Source organism: Alteromonas sp. Cnat2-8, from assembly GCF_022348355.1.
Lineage (GTDB): Bacteria > Pseudomonadota > Gammaproteobacteria > Enterobacterales > Alteromonadaceae > Alteromonas > Alteromonas macleodii.
On record NZ_JAKREX010000006.1, the window covers coordinates 396881 to 417306 of the forward strand.

The following is a 20426-nucleotide window of genomic DNA, read 5'->3' on the forward strand; positions in this document are numbered from 1 at the left end:
GAAAATGCCGGTTGAAACCGGCATTTTTCGTTTAAGGAATAAAAATGAAGAAAAATCTAATATACGCTGCCATAGTAGCGGTATCAGCAGGTTTAACCTTGGCGTGTACAAGCTCGTATACCGAATCTACTAGTTCAGTGCAAGGTGAATCACAAAGTGGCGGCATGCCAAAAGTGTCCGACTATCCAGAAACCAAAACTGTGACTCAGCAAGACAATTATCATGGCACTGTAGTGAGCGACCCATACCGCTGGCTAGAAGAAGAAAAGAGCGAAGAGGTAAGTGCTTGGGTTGAGTCTCAAAACACCCTTGCTCGTCCTTACCTGGCTGAATTGCCCTCTAGAGAAAGATACAAAGAACGTCTAACAGCGCTGTGGGACTACGAAAAATACTCAACGCCATATATGGTAAACGGCAAGCTGTTTTATTCTTATAACGACGGCTTGCAAAACCAATATGTGCTTTATATGGCTGACGGCGTTAACGGTGAGCCTGAAGTACTGATTGACCCAAATACATTGAGTGAAGATGGCACAGTGTCTATGGCGTCAACTGAACTAAGCCCTAAAGCCTCGTTCTTGGCCTACATGCTTTCTGACGGTGGTACAGACTGGAAAACTATTCACGTTCGTGACACCAGTAAGAAGTCGGATTTAACTGACACTATTAAAGGCATTAAGTTTTCAAATATCGCGTGGTTGCCCGATGAAAGCGGCTTTTTCTATTCACGTTACCCCCAAAGTGAAGCTGGTAAGTATGATGATAGCCAAACCGTATCTATCTATTTTCACGCAATAGGTACAGCGCAAAGTGAAGACAAAAAGGTTTTTGCGTTTGACAATAAACCTACATGGAACCCTTATCCTTCGGTTGTTCAAGATGGCAAAACACTGCTCATTTCTGTGTTCGAGGGATATCAGGCGAATGGTGTTTATGCTAAATCGCTGGTAAATGATAACAGTGAGCTCGTTCCGGTTTTCGACAAATGGGATGGCCGTTACGACCTAATTGGCGAGCATGACGACGAGTTATTTTTCACATCTACAGCAAATGCCCCTACAGGTAAGGTTATTAAGGTTGATTTCGATGGTGGCGTTAAAGCAACGGAAACCGTAATTGAAAGTACATCTGATACCTTGTCGAGCGTTTCACTATTGGGTGAAAAACTTTTTGCTCAGTATCTAAAAGATGTAAAAGGGCAGGTAAGTGTATTTGATTTAAACGGCAAGAAAATAGATGAAATTGCGTTTAATGATATTGGAAGTGTTAGCGGGTTTTACGGAAGCAAAAATGCCGATACAACGTTCTATAAACTTACGGGGTTCACTAACCCTGGCCAAGTATTTGCGTATGACGTAAAAAGCGGCGAGTCATCATTATTTAAATCCATCGATACAGGTGTTAATTATGATGATTACGAAACAAAGCAAATTTTTTACACCAGTAAAGATGGAACAAAAGTTCCCATGTTTATCGTGTATAAAAAAGGCTTGAAGCTAGATGGAAATAATAAAACGTTACTGTACGGGTATGGTGGTTTTAATATTTCACTGCTGCCCCGCTATTCAGTATCACGCATGGTATGGGTAGAGCAGGGCAATGTACTGGCCATAGCTAACTTACGTGGTGGTGGTGAGTATGGGCAACAGTGGCACAAGGCTGGGACTAAGTTAGATAAGCAAAACGTATTTGATGACTTTATCGCAGCGGGCGAGTATTTGGTTGAAAGTGGCTACACCACGCCTGAGAAAATGGGTATTCAAGGTGGCTCGAATGGCGGTTTGCTTGTTGGTGCGACCTTAACACAGCGCCCGGATCTCTTTTCTGCTGCCTTACCTGCAGTTGGCGTGTTAGATATGCTTCGCTATCACACACCTAGTGCAAATGCGCGAGCATGGTCCTCTGATTATGGGTTAAGTGAAAACAAAGACGAATTTGAAGCGCTTTATGCTTATTCGCCACTTCACAACACCAAGCCCGGCACGTGCTACCCGGCTACATTAGTCACTACAGGTGATCACGATGACCGTGTTGTGCCGTGGCATAGCTATAAATTTGCAGCTCAACTACAGGCTGACCAAAGCTGCGATAACCCAATTCTACTTCGTGTTGAAACTCGAGCTGGTCACGGTGCGGGTACGCCAACGTGGATGCAAATAGAAGGGTATGCCGACCAGTGGGCCTTTTTGGAGTCCGCTCTCAACTAGCGCATATATACTGCTATTAAATAGAAGCCGCTTTAAAAAGCGGCTTTTTTGTTTGCATTTTAAACAAATAAACATATACTGTATAAATATCAGTATGGTTTATTTTGAGTCTTATCTTGGTTCGCTAAAAAGCGCAACGTTTAGGAGATAGTTATGCAAACAGGCATTAAAGCGGTTGATCAGCTTATTTCAAAACACGGCATTATGGCAGAATTCGGATCAGACACGTTTCAACGCCGTAGCCGCTTGACTGGGGGCGACGAGCGTGCAAATGGGTTGCCTTTCTGTATGTATCAAAAGGTGGTACATGCCCCTTTGTCTCATCAATTTACCGTGCATCACTTTTATATGCCGGGTAATAAGGGGAAATTAGCGAGCTTTTTGTTTAATGAAAAAGGGCAGTTAATTGAGCAGGTCTACTACCAGAAAGTTGCCCGCTGGGTGGAAGTGTGCAGAAAATTACAGCAGCTAGTACAAATGCCTACGTCTGATATTCATATGGCGGCGTAACAGATAAAAAAGCGGTAACGTTTCTCAACGTCACCGCTTTTCTACTAAATAGATAGGTAGCTACAATGGAAGAGAGTAGCTACTTAACCTGTCTTAGTAATATGTGTACTTGAACTCAACACCCCAAATACGAGGTTCGTTTACAATACCCGTTAAGTTTGCAAAGTCGATTGCACCTTTAACGTTGTCTTCGTCTGTTATGTTACGGCCGAATAGCGCTACCGTGTAGTTGTGCGCAAAGTTCTCATAACCAATGCGTAGACCGCCTTCGAAATTGTCGTCTGTAGTAAACTCAACCGCTTCATATAGGAAGATGTTGGTTTCACCTTGGAACGCCCAATCAGTAAACACGAAGAACTCACCGTCATCACCCATAGGGATAGTGTAACGTGCAGTGAAGTTAAAGATTGATTCAGGTGCTTGCGGGAAAGGGTTTCCGTCAATGATTGCATTGAATCCATCTGGGCGGTCGTCAGTTACTGTACAGTAGCCAGTGAAGCCATCAGATGCGCTTGTACCACAAGGTGCAACCGTTAAAGAGTCATCTTTGATCTCAGTGTGGTTGTAGCTGTAGCCAGCAGTAAAGGTAAGTTCGTCAGTCGCTAGCCATTGAGCGTCTACTTCAAAACCATAAGCTTCACCTTCGTCAGCATTCACTAGCGCAGTAAAGTTGTTACCACCACCAATGGCCGAGAACTGCATGTCATCAACGGTGTAGTAGAACGCAGCAGCGTTTAGACGTAGCGTGTCGTCGAATAGGTCTGACTTAATACCCACTTCAAAAGAGTTGATCGTTTCTGCGTCTGCAACTGAAGGTGCACCTTCAAATGCAACGTCACGACCTTGGATAGTTTGCGCTCTGAAACCATTAGCATAGCGAGCAAAAACAGACATGTCGTCAGTTACACGGTAGTTTGCACTTAGTTCAAAGCTTGTTTGACCGTCATCTACATTAATATCGTCATAATCTTGAACAGATGCAATACCTAGAACAACGGCAAACCCGTCAACGTTTTGTTCGCCAACAACAAGAGATTTCTTGTCGTGAGTGTAACGGATACCACCAGTAACGTTTAGCTTGTCGTTAACTTGGTAAGATGACTGACCGAATACCGCCCATGTTTGGTTTTCATGGAATACCGTAGTCGCACCAAAGAAACCGTCGATGCTGGTTACGTTGAACGATGCATCGTAATAGAAAGCACCTACTTGCCAGTTCATTGGGTCGCTGGTGTTGCTTGCTAAACGAAATTCTTGCGTGTACTGCTCTAGATCGTCAAGGTTATCTTGAGTCACAAAGTTTTGTGAAGCAATCGCGTCGCCGTCGATGTCGCCAAGGCTTGAACCTTCAGCGGTTTCAATTGCAGAGATTGAAGTAAAGGTTACATCGTCCATGTCGTATTCTAGTTTAAGTGATGCACCTAAACCTTCATAAGACTGTGGGTTGTTATCTGTACCGTTACCTTCTAGATCGCCATCGTAGCTTACTGTTTCGCGGTCGTAGCTATCGTTAAGGTCATTGCTGCCTTTATTAAAAACGTTTCCACGGAAAATTGAAGCAGTACCGTCTAAGTCGCGGCCGTGTACGTTGAGAAGTGCAGAGAAGTCCGCCGATGGCTCCCAAAGAAGCTGTAAGCGCCATGCTTTTTCGTCGAAGCCCCCTAATGCGTCGTTTTGACCTGTTGCTGCGTTGTCGATGTAATCATCACGCTCTTGTGACAATACAGAAAGACGGGCAGAAAGTTCGTCAGTAAGGCCGCCGCTAATAGCGCCTTCGAAGTTCATTGTACCGTATGAACCGAAGCCTGCTTTCGCGTAACCTTCAACGTCTTGGGTTGGTTTTACTGTATCAAATTTGATGATACCAGCAGTGGTGTTACGACCAAATAGTGTACCTTGTGGGCCACGAAGTACTTCAACTTGCTGAACGTCGAAAAGCGGGAAGCTTTTAAGTACCACGTTTTCCATTACCACTTCGTCCATGATAATAGAAACAGGTTGTGATGCAGCAAGGTCGAAGTCGGTGTTACCTAGACCACGAATATAAAAACGCGGCGCAACACGACCATTTGATGACTCAGCATAAAGACCAGGTACGCGAACCGCTAGAGCAAGAATATCTTCACCGCCAGAGAATAGGCTTTCGAATTTCTCACCGCTTAGCGTCGCAACAGAAATAGGCACTTCCTGAATTGACTGAGTACGCTTTTGCGCAGTAACGGTAATCTGTTCAAGTGAGGCTTCTTTTTTTTCTGTCGTCGCGGCCTCTTGTGCAAGAACTGAAGAGCTGAACGCAGCACTAACGGCTAACGCTAGTGTGGCGATTTTGTGTGTTCTCATGTTTCCACCAAGATGATTTTAAATTTATACTTTTGTAGTGTTTTTAGCACAAAAAATAACAATCTATGCTTGGCGCTGCATTTTACACAAACTTTTACATAAAAACTTCAAATTTGTGCAAACCAAGGTGTTTTTCATCGAAAATGCACAATATTAGTTAGATTGAATGTAATTAAAAAGCCTGTGTGCACAGGCATGGAACATCAAACTTAATAGAGAGATATTTTTTGGTGCAAGTAGTCTACTAACTATCTAAATCAAATTAGCCTCGCTTGAATTTCGCTCGGTATTGAGAAGGTGATAAACCAGTTGTTTTTTTAAATAGTCGAGTGAACGAGCTAAGGTCTTCATAGCCTACAGCGCTAATCACGCTCTCTAACGGCATACTAGAGGTTTCTAAGAGCTTTCTCGCGTGCTCAATGCGCAGCGACTGTAAATACTGACCTGGTGTAATATCACACGCGTTTTTAAATCGGCGTATAAGTGTGCGTTCGGTCATATTATGCCGTAGCGCTAGTTCGCTTAGCGTACATTTATTTTGTACGTTCTTTTCCAGAAAAGACTGTACCGCTTTAATGTCCTTGTCTGAGTGAAATCGTCGCTGACGACTGCTGGCGTAAATAGTTTGGCTTGTTCTGGACACATCCAAAACGTGGGATTTTGCCGTATCGCTCGCAATCTGATGACCACAGTAGCGTTCTATCAACAAGATAGATAAATCAATCCACGCCATGCCGCCGCCTGCACAAAACACCGTATCATCTTCAGTAACCATTTTCTCGGGTTGTAAGTTAACGGTAGGGTACATGGTCTTAAATTTATCTGCATATCCCCAATGCGTAGTGGCAATTTTATTGTCCAATAATTCGGATTGGGCCAAAAGGAAAGTACCGGTGCAATTGGCGGCAATGTCGGCCCCCATTTTCTGCAGACGCCTTATGTGTACAAGCAGAGGCGCTGTGCTTTCTAGCACTTCATCAATATCGCCACCAATGGTGGGAATTAACAAGACATCAGTGTGTGAGACTTCTTCGATGGCGATATTGGGCTGTAGAACAACTTGATTAGAGCAAAGAATAGGCTGCCCATGGTGACTGGCCAACTGAACTTTAAACTGAGGGTTGGTTGGTAAGTTGTGTATTCGCTGCCAACTAATACCTGCGAAAGCAAATACATCGAGGGCTCCTGTAATGGCAGATGCCAAGGCTTGGTTAAAGCCGAGTACGGTAACGGTGAACTTCGTGTCATTCATAAAAATAATTCGAGTTATAAAATAAGATAAAACTCAGTGATTGTTGGCGTGATTGACCATTATTGTGTCATTAATGACAATAATGGCACGATAACGAATATGACACAATGTGTTAACAAGTTTTCGTAGAGGACAGGACACCATGGCCGACCAACTTATTCCCCGCCGTGAAATGCAATTTCAGCTGTACGAAGTATTAAACACCGCAGCCTTATGTGAAAAAGCTCGCTTCGAAGAGCACAATGTAGAAACCTTCAACGCTGTTATTGATATGGCCGAAAAAATGGCAGAAGAGTTATTTCTTCCACATAATGCCGTTGCTGATAAAAACGAGCCTACATTCGATGGCACTAAAGTCTCTATGATTGACGACGTAAAAGTGGCCTTCGATACTTATAGAGAATCGGGCTTTATCGCGGGTCACTTCGATTTTGAAGATGGCGGTATGCAGCTTCCTGTTACCGTGATGAATGCCTGCGCGGGCTATTTTTTAGCGGCAAACCCATCGTCAACCGCTTACCCTTTCTTAACTGCAGCGGCCGCCAATGTCATTAAGCATTTTGCCTCTGAGGATATCAAAAGTGCGTTTCTATCAAAAATGTTAGCGGGTGACTTCACTGGAACCATGGCACTTACCGAGCCCCATGCCGGTTCGTCACTTGCTGATATTCGTACATCAGCAAGGCCGCAAGATGATGGTACGTACCGAATCAAAGGCAGCAAGATTTATATATCAGGTGGTGAGCATGAGCTTTCTGACAACATCGTACATTTGGTGTTGGCGAAAATTCCAGGTGGTCCAGCTGGTGTAAAAGGCATCTCCTTATTTGCTGTACCTAAATACCGTCTCGACGCTGAAGGCAATCCAGATGTGCGCAACGATGTAACCCTTGCTGGTCTTATCCATAAAATGGGCTACCGAGGTACAACTTCAACCGCACTAACCTTTGGCGAAAATGGTGACTGCCACGGCTACCTTATTGGCGAGCCGCACCAGGGTTTGCGCTACATGTTCATGATGATGAACGAAGCACGCATTGGCGTGGGCTATGGTGCTGCCATGATAGGGTATCGCGGGTACCGTTACTCACTAGAATACGCAAAAGATCGTACCCAAGGTCGCGCTGCGCCTAATCTTGCGCCAGAAGACGAGCCTACACCTATTATCAATCACGGTGACGTGCGACGTATGTTGCTAGCGCAAAAGGCCTACTGTGAAGGCGGTATGTCCCTCTGCTTGTACGGCAGCATGCTGATTGATGAGATGGAAACGGAAACTGACAGCGAAAAGCGTACCGAACTTTCTCAGCTTTTAGATCTTTTAACACCCGTGTTCAAAGCATGGCCTTCGGAGTTTGGCCCTAAAGCCAACGATTTGGCAATTCAAATTCTAGGTGGCGCGGGCTACACCCGTGAATATCCTGTTGAGCAGTGCTGGCGCGATAACCGCTTAAACCCAATTCACGAGGGCACAAATGGTATTCAGGCGTTAGACCTGCTGGGAAGAAAGTTGTGGCAGCACGACGGCAAAGGTCTTCAGGTGCTGCTTTCTCGTGTAACAAGCGATATGAAGCGCGCAGAAACACCGCGAGCGCAGGCACTAGCTGCAAAATTGAAACCTTATCTAGACCAGCTTGGTGGTTTAATTCAACAGGCAGCAGCCGATTTGCGCTCTGATAAGCAACCAGTTTTGCTAACCAATGCGAGTTGCTTCTTAAACGTATTTTCAAGTTGTGTGGTGAGCTGGATTTGGCTGCGCCAGGCAAATGTTGCCGAACAAACACTTGCTAACGGTGCTGGCGAGCAAGACGTTGATTTTTACGAAGGTAAGTTAGCAGCAGCTGAATACTTCTTGAATTGGGAGTTACCGCTTGTCAGTCGCGATATTGAGGTGCTTTCTTCACGCGAGGCGACGTGTAACAACGTAAAAGCGAGTTATTTTTAATCGTTCAAATCAAGAAGCATGCGCAGTGACCAAAATTAATGGCGTTGCGCTTGTTCACTAAATTGGAGTACAGCTAATGAATGTAGCTGCAAATGTTGAAGGTAAACATATTCTTATTACTGGTGGCGGCTCGGGTATCGGTGCTGCTTCGGCTCGAGTATTGAGTGCGCGTGGTGCAACAGTTGGTATTGCCGACTTAAACGAAGGTAATGCCATAACATTGGCTGAAGAAATTGTTGCCTCAGGTGGCAAAGCCTATGCGGTGGCGGTGGATGTTACCGAACCGGCTCAGGTAAAAGCGATGTTCGACACGGCGCTTTCTCATAACGACAAGATTGACGTAATTATTAATAACGCGGGTATCGACCATTTTCCAGCTCCGCTAACTGAAGTCGATGACGCCATGTTTATGAAGAATATTCAGGTCAACTTAGCTGGCGTGTGGTATTGCATGAAGAACGCCCTTAAGCATATGACGACGACAGGCGGTGGCCACATCATCAATATTGCCTCTGTAGCTGGATTGCGCTCTGCGCCTATGATTAGTGCTTACAGCGCTTCAAAACATGGGGTAGTGGGGCTTACTAAATCGGCGGCGGTGGAATACGCAAGGGCGAACATACGCATAAACGCTGTTTGTCCAAGCTTTGTAGATACCCCTATGGTGCAAGGCGTTTTATCAAAATTGGATGAAAGAGGCCAAAAAGGGCTTATTGGCGCCAATCCAATGAAGCGTTTGGGTAAACCAGAAGAGATTGCTAACGCCATTGCTTGGTTGTGTAGTGATGAGTCGTCATTCATGACGGGTCAGTCCGTAGTACTCGACGGTGGTATGTTGGCCTAGAGCAGGCACCGCAACAAGCGTTAATAAGAGAAATTAAGCACAAAGCACTTTATCAGCAAGAATTAAGGATATGACAATGAAGAACCTTTTTGATTTAACAGGAAAAGTGGCACTGGTTACAGGTGCCAGTCGCGGTATCGGTGAATCTATTGCCCGTTTGCTTGCCCAGTATGGCGCGCATGTAATTGTATCAAGCCGCAAAATTGACGGCTGTGAAGCCGTTGCTTCTTCAATTCGTGACGCAGGTGGTAAGGCGACAGCGCTAGCGTGTCATGTGGGAGAAATGGAGCAAATTACAGAAGCATTTAACGTCATTAAACGCGATTTTGGAAAACTGGATATTCTAGTAAACAACGCGGCAGCCAATCCTTACTTTGGGCATATCTTAGATACTGACCTTGGTGCCTACAATAAAACTGTAGACGTCAATATTCGTGGCTACTTCTTCATGTCAATTGAAGCTGGCAAAATGATGAAAGAGCAGGGCGGTGGCGTCATTCTAAACACGGCATCGGTAAACGGTGTAACACCGGGTGACATGCAGGGGATTTATTCTATTACCAAAGCTGCGGTTATCAGCATGACTAAGTCATTTGCAAAAGAGTGCGGTAGCTTGAACATTCGCGTAAACGCATTATTGCCAGGTTTAACCGATACTAAATTTGCGTCAGCATTAACAACTAACGAGCAAATCTTGAAGCACGCGCTTAAAGTTATTCCACTAGGCCGTGTCGCTGACCCAGATGAAATGGCGGGCACGGTATTGTACTTAGTATCAGACGCTTCAACCTACACGACTGGCACGACAGTGGTGGTAGATGGTGGTATGCTAGCGTAATTAGATACAGTTATGAGATACGACCATGCATATATGGGTTGACGCCGACGCGTGCCCTGCAGTGATCAAAGACATTCTTTTTAAGGCAGCCAGACGTACCAAGCTGCCTTTGTCTTTGGTGGCTAACCATTCCATGTCTGTACCACCAGACAAGCACATAACCTTAACGCAAGTGCCGTCAGGCTTCGATGCCGCTGACGATTATATAGTAGAGAAGTGTGAAGCCGGTGACTTGGTGATTACCAATGACATTCCATTGGCCGCTGATGTACTGGCAAAAAATGCGCTAGCATTAAATAATCGTGGTGAAGAATACGATAAGTCGTCTATTAAGCAGATACTGGGCATGCGGGATTTCATGGAAACCATGCGCTCAAGTGGCGAACACACAGGCGGCCCAAAAGCCTTCTCCCAACGTGACAAACAAAACTTCGCCAACGCACTAGACCGACTCCTCACCCAAGGCCTCCGCAACCTCAAATAAAATAATGGGGTCAGAGTACATTTCTATAGCGCGATCTGATCAGCGAAAATAATGGTGTCCGAGTACTTTAAATACTGAAAAAAGTACTCTGACCCCCATTGGGTTTTAGCAATCTCCACCACCGCCATCACTGCTACAAGATGAGCTTGAGCTACTGTTTGGTGTGTATATCGCTGAGGCGCCATCGCTTTGAGAGCCTGGTGTACCGCCGCGAGTCTTGGAAATAAACGTAATTAGGAACATCAACGCACATAGCGAAATAATAGCGATAGATGCTTTCCATTCACCGGTTATAGCTCCGCTATAACACGAGTACGCAGCCACGGCTAAACTAACAAGCCTTATTAGTAACCTCATAACGATCTCCTTTTTACCGGAAGGCATTAGGGAGAAAATGTACTCTGCCCCCCATTTTGCCATTTTTTTGGGGGCAGAAAAGTACTCTGACCCCATTATTTGGTGGTTATTTAACGATGGTCATCTCTTCGATGAGGTTTGTTGCACCGTCAACGTATTCCATTACCCATAACATGTAGCGGCTATCTACATGGATGGTTCGGGTTGTTTTCGGGTCAAAATCCCAATCAGAATTGACGCTCTCGAATGTACCGTCAAACAACAAACCGATAAGCTCTGCTTTGGCGTTAAGCGTTGCTGAGCCTGAGTTACCGCCGGTTGAATCTAAATCGGTAAGGAAGTTCACCGGCACGCTGTTAATAGCTTCTAATTTGTAAGGTCCATATTTCTTGTCCTCAATAAGCGTAAGCTGCTTTTTAGGAGAGTCGAAAGGTGTCTCGCCTGTGTCTTTCTCAGTAATACCTTCAAGACGAGTGAACGGCTCGTAAATCAGACCGTCTTTTGGCGAGCCGCCCATTACGTTACCGTAAGTGACGCGCAGCGTACTGTTTGCATCTGGATAAGCAAGGCTGCCCAAAGATTTTTGCCACTCAATAATGGCACTCATGTATTTAGGGCGAAGCGCTGCAGCTTTACCGCTTAGCGTTTTGCTCTTATCTTCAATAGCCATCTCGGTATCGAACAGGGCAACCGCAAGTTTAATGAACGGGTCGTTGCTATTTTCGAAATCAGCGCGGCTTGCAGTTAACCATTTCAAACGTTCTTCAGTGTTAGTCAATAAAGTCTTGTCGTAAAACGCCTTTAACTTCTTCTGAAGTGTTTTTCCGTCGGTATCACCATCAATGCCTACTGCTTTATCGAACGCGGCTACTCGGTTTTCTTCTGGCTGTTCAAGGTACATACTAATCATTTTTTGCCAAACGGCCTGATCAACGGCCGGATCAAAGCGACGCTCAATACGCTCTACGCCTTCTTTCAGACGAATTTGATCGCGCTCCTGAAATCCAGATTCACGTTCTGCGTCCGGCTTTTCTTTTTCGATGGCATTGCGATAAAGGGTTTGGGCTGACGACAAGAGCTGTGCACGACTTAGGTTGTTGTACCAGAAGTTCTGCTTGTTCATTTGCATTTGTTCAGCACTAACCGCATCAAGATCGGCTAGTGCTTGCTTCATTTCACTCTTACCGTTTTTATCAAGCCATGCAGCTAGTTGCTCTTCACGCTCAGCGCGACGTGGAACAAGTCCAACGCGTTTAGCGCCAGAAAGCTGGCCCAACGTATTTTTGTGGAAGTTGTTAAGTCCCGCTAACAATGCTTCGTATTTGATACGCGCATCGCTGCCTTCTTCAGATGCACTTTCAATAGTTTTAATCCACGCGTCTACCAGTTCAAGGTAAGTGGGATATAACCAATCAAACGTGTACGACACTTGTGATAAACGCGCATAGCGATTAGTAGAGCCAGGGTAGCCCGCTGCCATAACAAAGTCGCCGTCTTCAAGTCCAGCTGCCGAAACTTTTAAGAAATGGTCAGGTTTAAACGGCACGTTCTCTTCACTGTAATCAGCGGGTTTACCGTCTTTACCCACATAAGCACGATAGAAAGAGAAGTCGCCAGTATGACGAGGCCACATCCAGTTATCTACATCACCACCGTATTTACCAATTGAATCAGCAGGCGCGTAGGCAATGCGCACGTCACGAATTTCCATTTGCTTAATTAGCTTATACTCAAGGCCTTGGAAAAACGAAGGCACAGAGCAGCGGAAGCCCGCTTCAGACTCACATTCTGCAATTAATGCTTTGCGGTTTGCTTCAATGAGGTCGTAGCGCTCGCGTCCTTGAACGTCATCGCTGATACCGCCAATGACGTTGTCGGTTACATCAGAAAAATCGACCGTAACGAACATGCGTGTACCCGGCGCGGCCGGCAGTTCTTCACCAATTTCTTTTGCTAGGAAACCATCTTTTAAATAGTTGTTTTCTGGGGTGCTGTTATATTGAACAGAGCCGCGCGCACAGTGGTGATTAGTAACGGCCAAGCCTTTTTCAGAGACAAACGATGCTGAACAGCCACCTAATGAAACAATCGCGCCCATAGGAAACGAGGTTAGGTCGTTAATACTACTAGCAGGGATTGCTAAGCCTGTTTCTTTTAAATCGCCGGCAATTGAAGGGAGTTGTTCTGGCGTGAACATGCCTTCCTTAGCATTTACTTGCATTGCACTGCCAAGTAGCGCGGCAGAAAGACAAAATACACTTACTTTAGACATGGGTGATCCTTGTTCTTGTCGTTAATCTCATCGTTATAAGTCAGTCGTAATAAATACCTAGTTAACGTGTACGTCAACATTGTTACAGTGTAACGATTATATCCTGCTTGCCCTACTAAAAAGCGTATAGCGCACCGCGTGAATTTGTTAAAAAGTGTAACTAGCCGCTACTGACAGCGTGGTTGGGGCGTTCATCGCAGAAATAGGAAGACGGGTAATTTGAAGGCAATAAAAAAGGCAGGGTGTGAACCCTGCCTTTCGAATCTTAAGAATCAATAGTTCGTACTTAAAGCACTGATACCAATGCTTTAGCAAGTGTTTCTACGTTTTCTTGGTTGATGCCCGCAATGTTCACGCGGCTAGAATCAACAAAATACACACTGTGCTTTTCACGCACTTCGCGCACTTGCTCTGGAGTAATACACAAGAACGAGAACATACCTTTTTGGTCGTTTACGAAGCTAAAGTCTTTAGGCGAGCCATTATCGTGAAGGTTTTGAACTAGCATTGCACGGAGTGATTTCATGCGATCGCGCATTTCGTTCACTTCAGATACCCACTCGTTGTTAAGTGCTTCGTCAGCTAGGATAATGTCTACCAACGCGCCGCCGTAGCTTGGTGGCATAGAGTAGATGCCACGTGCGATTGACTGAATTTGACCCTGAGCAATTTTACGGGTTGCTGAATCTTCAGTAATAATGGCAGCCAAACCAACACGTTCGCGATAAAGGCCAAAGTTCTTAGAGCAAGAAGCTGCAACGATAACCTCTGGTAGGTTTTCTACCAACAAACGCATGCCGTACGCGTCTTCTTCTAAACCTTCACCAAAACCTAGATAAGCCACATCGATGAAAGGCAGGAATTCTCGCTCTTTCGCTACTTCTAGTACTTCATCCCATTGTGCATTAGTAAGATCAGCACCTGTAGGGTTGTGACAGCAACCGTGTAGAAGAACGATATCGCCTTTTTCAGTTTTGCGAAGGGTTTCCATCATAGCGTCAAAGCGAATGCTTGCTGACGCTTTATCGAAGTACGGGTAGGTTTCGATTTTAAGACCCGCAGAGCCGATAAGTGGAATGTGGTTCGCCCATGTTGGGTCGCTTACCCATACTTTAGCGTTGTCGTTACAACGGGCAAGTAGTTCTGAAAGAATACGCAATGCACCGCAACCACCTGGAGCTTGAACCGCTGCAACGCGGTCTGCTAATAGAACGGGGCTAGTCTTACCTAATAGCAAAGACAACATACCGTCGATAAAACCTTGGTTGCCCTGAGGCGTGATGTAGGTTTTGCTAGTTTCGGTATCTAAAAGCACTTTTTGCGCTTTTGCGACACTTGAAAGAATAGGGGTATTACCTTGCTCATCTTTATATACGCCAACACCTAAATCGATTTTGTTTGGGTTGGTGTCTTCACGAAAAGCAGCTGACAGGCCAAGAATTGGATCTGGGGCGAGATGGGGTAATACTTCAAACACGATATGTCCTCACGTTACGTTGGTATGCAAAAGATAGCAGGCTGGCATTATGCCACCGATGGTAGAAAAAACGACCCCTAAAGGTTGAAAATATTTCAATTAGTCGAGGAAAGAAAACGTAAACGAAAGTTTCATTTCAAAAACACCCTAAATTGAAAAAGAAAAAGCGCGGGTTTCTTGTGCTTCGCCTTTGTCTGAAAAGCGTCGTTCTTTCCAGGTCAGCGTATTGTTTTTATCTACTAATAGCAGTGTAGAGGTACGCGTTCCGTATTTTTCGGATTGAATAAAAATGGAAGACAACGCCTTTTCCCACTCATAGCCTACGCCCGTGTCGGGTAACAAGGCATCGTCAGCTTTATTGTCGTAACGTAAAATATCAAATAAGTCTTCATCATTAATGATGTTTTGTTTGGTGACATAATTGTTCAATGCGGTAACGCCCTGCGTGACTTTTGGCCAAGGTGTGGCAATATCCGCGTTAGACAAACCGTAGACACCAGTGTCGATAATGTGGGTCGAATTGTTTACGTTGTTGTAAACCTTAAGCGAATTTATATCTCCGAATAACAGGTTGTAGCCGTTGTATCGGTGGCGCGTTTTTTCTAGCGTTGCCAAGTATTGTGATTGTGCAACAGACTTCATTTCGACTGAGTCGTGCTTCAGCCAGTTGGCGACTAATTCACCTCGCGATACCGCATTTTTATTGATGTTGTGTGGGTCCCTTACATTAGTAAGTGCCGCCACATATCCGTTACGCGTAACACCCATCCAGGCTCCATTAGCTTCTAAGTCTTGTCCGGCGAGCAAATGCGGGTGGCTTTTCCAGAATGAAGACGGCGCGGTTGGTCGTGCGTAAAACTCATCCCGATTCGCAGCGATGATAAGCGGGTAGTCATCTCGCATATTGTTTGCGATAAATAAAATACACATAGCTATATTAAGCCCATATTCTCTAAGAATTCAAAACGCTGCATTGTTAACAATTGCGTTACAAACCCATTTTGATTACTCTTCGCCAAATTGCGCACACTCCAACGTTTTACTCTGCTAATTAATATGCGGGTACAATATGGAAAGTAAAGCGCTTTTCGTTACGGCATTCCACTTCGAAGCCTCAGAAAATAAATTAGCAAATAGATAACCTAAGTGTAGTAAGCAGAGCAAAATAATAATGACAGAAACCTCACACCCTCAAACCCACTCTCAACGGGCCAATAGTGTTAAAGTTGGAGAGCATGTCCCTCGCAAGTGGCCCAACTGGTTGTCGTCGTTCGCAGCTTGGGTGCTGACAAAAAGGGGCTGGCGTGTAGAAGGTGAACTAATCAATCAGAAAAAAGCCATTTTAGCGGTAGCACCGCATACATCGAACTGGGACTTCTTTATTGGCTTGTTCGTGGTTTTTTCCTTTAAGCTAAACATTAATTTTTTCGGAAAGCACACCATTTTTGCGCCCCCTTTGGGCGCTATTGTTAAAAGATTAGGCGGCATTCCTATAGAGAGAAGTAAAGCGCATGGGGTGGTCACGTCTATAGCAAATAAGATAAAGGAAGCCGATCAATTAATACTCGCGTTAGCGCCAGAGGGTACGCGAAGCCCCATTTATCCATGGAAAACAGGCTTTATGCACATTGCACGAGAAGCCGAAATTCCTATACAAGTCATTGGGTTGGACTACGCCAGAAAGATGATTGTGTTGGGGCCAATTATTCAGAAAGTGACTAACATAGATGAACAAATGCAAACTATTTATACGTTTTATGATAATGTTTGCGCAAAATATCCTAAAAACTGCATTACAAAGCCATAATCATTTCTATTGAAGTGGTAAGTACGCAACCGTATCAACTCAGAGTACTGGTGCGCGCTCGGCTCGGTCGCAAACATCTATTTTCGGAGCTTCACCCGTGACAAAATTGGGATTCACAACCCGTCAGGTTCATTCTGATCGCATGCTAAATACGCCTGAACATGGTGGTGTTCACAGCAGCACGTCTAATTCAGTTCTTTTCGAGTTTAAAGATGCGCAGGGCATCATCGATGCGTTTCAAGGTAAACGAGCTGCTCATGTTTATTCTCGTTCATCGTCACCTTCTGTGGCGGCACTGCAAAATATGCTTAATGATCTGGAAGGCGGTGTGGGTACCTTATGTTACTCAACCGGAATGGCGGCGATAAGCAGCTCGTTATTTGCTTTACTCAAAGCCGGCGACCATTTAATTGTAAGCCAATACCTATTTGGTAATACGCGAAGCTTTTTTGAAACCATTAAAGATTTTGGTGTGCAGGTTACCTACACAGATGTGACCGACATTCAGCAAGTCAAAGAAGCTTACCAGCCAAACACAAAAGGCGTTTACACCGAAACCGTAGCTAACCCTGTGACACAGGTGGCCGACCTTCACGCCATTGGTCAATTCTGCGAAGAGAAGCACATGCTGTTTATGGTTGATAACACCATGACGCCACCCCCTGTTTTTTATGCTAAAGATGTTAAAGCGTCGTTAGTGTTTTGCTCGCTGACAAAATACATTGCAGGTCACGGTAACGTTTTAGGTGGTGCTGTCATTGATACGGGTAACTATGATTGGAGTAAGTTTAGTAACCTAAAACCGGCTTATCAGGTTGCAGATACTGCACAGTGGGGCATTACGCAAATTAAAAAGAAAGGTTTACGCGATTTAGGCGCTACATTGGCACCGCAATCAGCGACGGCCATTGCCCTAGGCATGGAAACCTTAGATTTACGTTTATCACGAAGTCAGCATAATGCTATGCAGTTGGCGACGTTCCTAGATAATCATCCCAAGGTATCTAAAGTCTTTTATCCAGGTCTTGCCGACCACCCTCAGCATTTCATGGCACGGGAATACCTAAACGACGGCTATGGCGCAATTTTGAGTTTTGACCTTATCGACGGTGCTGATCCAGTGGCGTTCTTAAACGAAATGAAGTTAGTTATTTGCGCCACGCACTTAGGGGATAATCGCACCTTAGCGCTTCCAGTTGCGCCTACTATTTATTTTGAGAACACGGCAGACGAGCGTGAGTTAATGGGTATTTCCGATACCATGCTGCGTATTTCGGTAGGTATTGAAGACACTCAGGATCTGATTGCAGATTTCGACACGGCGCTAAATACCATATAGATAAAATCTTCTTGTCGAGAAACACAAAAAAGGGGCGTTTGCCCCTTTTTTTATTTTAGATTAATTGGGTCTCAATATAATTGAAACACAATGGGTTTAGCTATTTTTGACTAGTCAAAACCTAGCGTAATTTGTCCACGAATTTCTCCGCTTGGGAATGCATCTGAGTGGAAGTTAGTGTAAAGACCTCCGTCTGCCATAACATTCATTTGCTCAGCAGTTAACGTAGTATTAGCTGGCACAGACCACATACCGCTGGTACCAGCAGTAAGTCCAATTAGAACATCTCCATTTACGCCCATTTCACCCTCGTGAATGTGAGCCATGTTTGCTGTCATACCGGTAATGGTAACGCTGCCTGACAGTGCACCTGTAGATGTATTCAAAGTAAATGCACCAGCGCCGCTTGCTGTTGTAGTTACTGCAGGCACTTCTTGTAGGCCGTTGGCAATGATGCCGTACACTTCAATATTATCAGGTGTGATTTGGCCGCGAATTTCACCACCAGTATTAGCTGCTGTATGCACATTCACATAATGACCACCTGCCAGTAGTTGCGTAGCTGTGGCTTCATCTAGTGCTATGCTTCCGTCTGTCATCCAAACGCCAGCGGTGCTTTCACTTTCCACAAGTCCTACAAGTACGTCACCATTTTCACCAGCAAACCCAGTATGAATGTGCGCCATAGTCGCATTTTCAATAGTGGTTACCGCCACAAGAGAAACGTTGTTGTTTGTGGTGTCGAAGAGCGCATAGCCAGACCCCATTGCCATGGTGTCAACTGCTGGTACCTCTTGGCTACCGCTTAGTGAGAATGTTACTACCGCAGTTGTATCGGGAACAATCTGACCACGCACTTCGCCATTAGGGTTAGCGGTAGTGTGAACATTTAAATACCACTCACCGCTAGTTAGCGCGTCTAAATTGCTAGGTGAAATATTAGTTTCAGCGAGAACATAAGTTCCATTACCAGCATCTGTCAGTGGGAAAGCAACCGGCCCATTCATACCAATGCCGCCATCGTGTACGTGTACACCAGTAACATCCGTTAAGCCTGATACGTCAACACTTACGCTAAACGCCGGTAAGTCTTCGTCAATTTCGACCACTGCAGTTGCCATAGACATAGTAGTTACGGCAGGCACTTCTTGTGACCCACTTAAGTTTACATTGTAAGTCATGTCAGCATTAAAAGCTGGTGGAGGTGGTGCTAGGCCATCAAGCAACGCTAATTGAGGTAAATCACCTTCCATCGCGCCATCTAGTGCGATAGCAGTGTAAATCTCACCATTCTCAAGCGTTAAAACGCCGGTTTCTATCGCTACTGTTTTGGTACCTGTTGGTGTAACAGTGACCACATAATCACCTTCAGCAAGACTTACATAACCAGTTTCAACCAAGTCACCTGTTTCATATGCTATATCAGCAAATGCTGGGTCGACAGCATCAATTTCGCCGTCTGCAGTTACATAAATATCGACGTTACCTGCTGAAGGTGAAGCATGTACAATACGCACTTTCGCTTCTGTCGCTACGGAGCGGGGCATATCAACAAGCACATCAAGTTCTGGTGCAGCCAAAACGTTGTTTGCGATAGCGGTATAAGACATACCTACTTCTAGCGTCAACTCAGCATCGTCAATTGCCACAACACTGTTGTCGCTATCGGCTACAACGTCAATGAGATAGTCACCGGCTGCAACAGACAAATAGTCTGTGGTGCGCGGGAACTGTATTCCGTCCACCAATACTATTTCGTTATTTGCTACAACATCAACCGCTGGTGCGTCGCTGATACCGTGCACAACGCGGATAGCAGCACCTGCTTCTGCATCCCATATCTTGAAGCTTCCATCACCGTCCGCGGCCAGTAATGTTACTGGTGAATCGCCTGTACCTACGTTATTAGTAGCAGCGATAAGCAAATCGGCACCGTCTGCAAGGTTTACCGTACCAGAGTCGTATACAACCGTTGTCTCACCGGCCGGTGTAATACGAATTTGATAATCGCCCGCGGGTACTTGAATCAAATCTGTCGCGTCAGTAAATTCAGCAGTAACAAGCGGCTGCTCGGCAGTGATATCTGTATCTGGTGCCGTAACATAAATATCAACCATAGGAGCCATTGATGCTGCATGTACAATCTGTACTTGAGCATTACCCGCGTCAACTGCGGTTTCCATACTGGTCACTGTTAAAAGCGATAACGACTCATCGCCAACATTACCTACGGCAAAAATATCGTAGTTCATGTCAGCTTCTAAAGTAACGTCAGCTTGCAGCACTTCAGCGTTTTCACCTGGAAGAATGCCTGTAACACCAATATCGTACATGCCTGTCTCGACTTCGAAGCGAGATGAAGCAACTTGGTAATCAACGCTTTCAAGATCGTTGAGTATGGCGTCATTAGCAGTGATATTTACCATTGGTGCGTCTGATGCTGCGTGAACAACTCGAACGTTTGCGTATTCTGGGGCGGGTGTGGGCTCTTGTACGACATCGTCGTCGTCATCCGAGCAGCCAATTAAAAACAGTGGTAATATTGAACATGCAAGGAGCGCTTTGGTCCTTCTCATATTTTGTATCCTCTTAATTGTGTTGTGGCAAACTCGGTTACGCTGAGCAAATAAGAGAAGATCAACCTCCTTGCAACATTAACGTAATGTAATGTTTTCAATAATTTCACATTTATTCTTTTCCTAGGCAGTTTGTTCTACAAAATAGAACGAAGCCTTCATGTTTTTGATATTTTCA

The 20426-nt window shown here is 45.1% G+C and carries 15 protein-coding genes; 8 read left to right on the forward strand and 7 right to left on the reverse strand.

Annotation, left to right across the window (positions count from 1 at the left end; all coding sequences use genetic code 11):
- Positions 1-44: 44 nt before the first annotated feature.
- Together MHN00_RS17600 and MHN00_RS17605 are read left to right on the forward strand one after the other, a co-directional pair.
- Complete coding sequence (locus MHN00_RS17600; protein WP_239301958.1) at positions 45-2207, forward strand: prolyl oligopeptidase family serine peptidase; 2163 nt, start codon at positions 45-47, stop codon at positions 2205-2207.
- Positions 2208-2360: 153 nt separating this feature from the next.
- Entirely contained in the window at positions 2361-2717 is a 357-nt protein-coding gene (locus tag MHN00_RS17605) for a hypothetical protein (RefSeq protein ID WP_069944449.1), read from the forward strand.
- 93 nt (positions 2718-2810) lie between these two features.
- On the opposite strand, the gene MHN00_RS17610 is transcribed toward MHN00_RS17605, so the two are convergent.
- Positions 2811-5057, reverse strand: a complete 2247-nt coding sequence (locus MHN00_RS17610) for a TonB-dependent receptor (protein ID WP_239301959.1) — start codon at positions 5055-5057, stop codon at positions 2811-2813.
- A 262-nt stretch (positions 5058-5319) separates the two neighbouring features.
- Positions 5320-6309, reverse strand: a complete 990-nt coding sequence (locus tag MHN00_RS17615) for a helix-turn-helix domain-containing protein (protein WP_239301960.1) — start codon at positions 6307-6309, stop codon at positions 5320-5322.
- Between the two features lie 142 nt (positions 6310-6451).
- Between MHN00_RS17615 and MHN00_RS17620 the strand changes: the two genes are divergently transcribed.
- The 4 genes from MHN00_RS17620 (at position 6452) to MHN00_RS17635 (ending at position 10420) form a co-directional block, all read left to right on the forward strand.
- The gene (locus MHN00_RS17620; protein WP_239301961.1) at positions 6452-8254 is read left to right on the forward strand and encodes an acyl-CoA dehydrogenase; all 1803 of its coding nucleotides are present in this window, start codon (positions 6452-6454) and stop codon (positions 8252-8254) included.
- Between the two features lie 76 nt (positions 8255-8330).
- A complete protein-coding gene (locus tag MHN00_RS17625) occupies positions 8331-9098 on the forward strand; it encodes a glucose 1-dehydrogenase (protein WP_239301962.1) in 768 nt (255 codons plus the stop codon).
- A 76-nt stretch (positions 9099-9174) separates the two neighbouring features.
- Positions 9175-9936, forward strand: a complete 762-nt coding sequence (locus MHN00_RS17630; protein ID WP_014949725.1) for an SDR family oxidoreductase — start codon at positions 9175-9177, stop codon at positions 9934-9936.
- Between the two features lie 25 nt (positions 9937-9961).
- Positions 9962-10420 (forward strand): YaiI/YqxD family protein, encoded by a 459-nt coding sequence (locus MHN00_RS17635; RefSeq protein ID WP_014949724.1) that lies wholly within the window; start codon positions 9962-9964, stop codon positions 10418-10420.
- Positions 10421-10525: 105 nt separating this feature from the next.
- Here MHN00_RS17635 and MHN00_RS17640 read toward each other — a convergent pair whose 3' ends face one another.
- From MHN00_RS17640 to MHN00_RS17655, 4 genes are all read right to left on the reverse strand, one after another.
- Positions 10526-10777 carry a hypothetical protein gene (locus MHN00_RS17640; protein ID WP_239301963.1) on the reverse strand — a complete coding sequence of 84 codons (252 nt, stop codon included), beginning with the start codon at positions 10775-10777 and terminating at the stop codon, positions 10526-10528.
- A gap of 106 nt (positions 10778-10883) precedes the next feature.
- The gene (locus tag MHN00_RS17645) at positions 10884-13049 is read right to left on the reverse strand and encodes a S46 family peptidase (protein WP_239301965.1); all 2166 of its coding nucleotides are present in this window, start codon (positions 13047-13049) and stop codon (positions 10884-10886) included.
- Positions 13050-13335: 286 nt separating this feature from the next.
- The gene (locus MHN00_RS17650) at positions 13336-14526 is read right to left on the reverse strand and encodes an amino acid aminotransferase (protein ID WP_014949721.1); all 1191 of its coding nucleotides are present in this window, start codon (positions 14524-14526) and stop codon (positions 13336-13338) included.
- A gap of 147 nt (positions 14527-14673) precedes the next feature.
- The gene (locus MHN00_RS17655; RefSeq protein WP_239301966.1) at positions 14674-15456 is read right to left on the reverse strand and encodes an NRDE family protein; all 783 of its coding nucleotides are present in this window, start codon (positions 15454-15456) and stop codon (positions 14674-14676) included.
- A gap of 241 nt (positions 15457-15697) precedes the next feature.
- Between MHN00_RS17655 and MHN00_RS17660 the strand changes: the two genes are divergently transcribed.
- Positions 15698-16333 (forward strand): 1-acyl-sn-glycerol-3-phosphate acyltransferase, encoded by a 636-nt coding sequence (locus MHN00_RS17660; protein WP_156086490.1) that lies wholly within the window; start codon positions 15698-15700, stop codon positions 16331-16333.
- A 97-nt stretch (positions 16334-16430) separates the two neighbouring features.
- Positions 16431-17672, forward strand: a complete 1242-nt coding sequence (locus MHN00_RS17665) for a cystathionine gamma-synthase family protein (protein WP_239301967.1) — start codon at positions 16431-16433, stop codon at positions 17670-17672.
- Between the two features lie 110 nt (positions 17673-17782).
- Here the strand turns inward: MHN00_RS17665 and MHN00_RS17670 are convergent, their stop codons facing one another.
- On the reverse strand, positions 17783-20248 hold the full coding sequence (locus MHN00_RS17670) for a CHRD domain-containing protein (RefSeq protein ID WP_239301968.1): 2466 nt from the start codon (positions 20246-20248) through the stop codon (positions 17783-17785).
- Positions 20249-20426 lie beyond the last annotated feature (178 nt).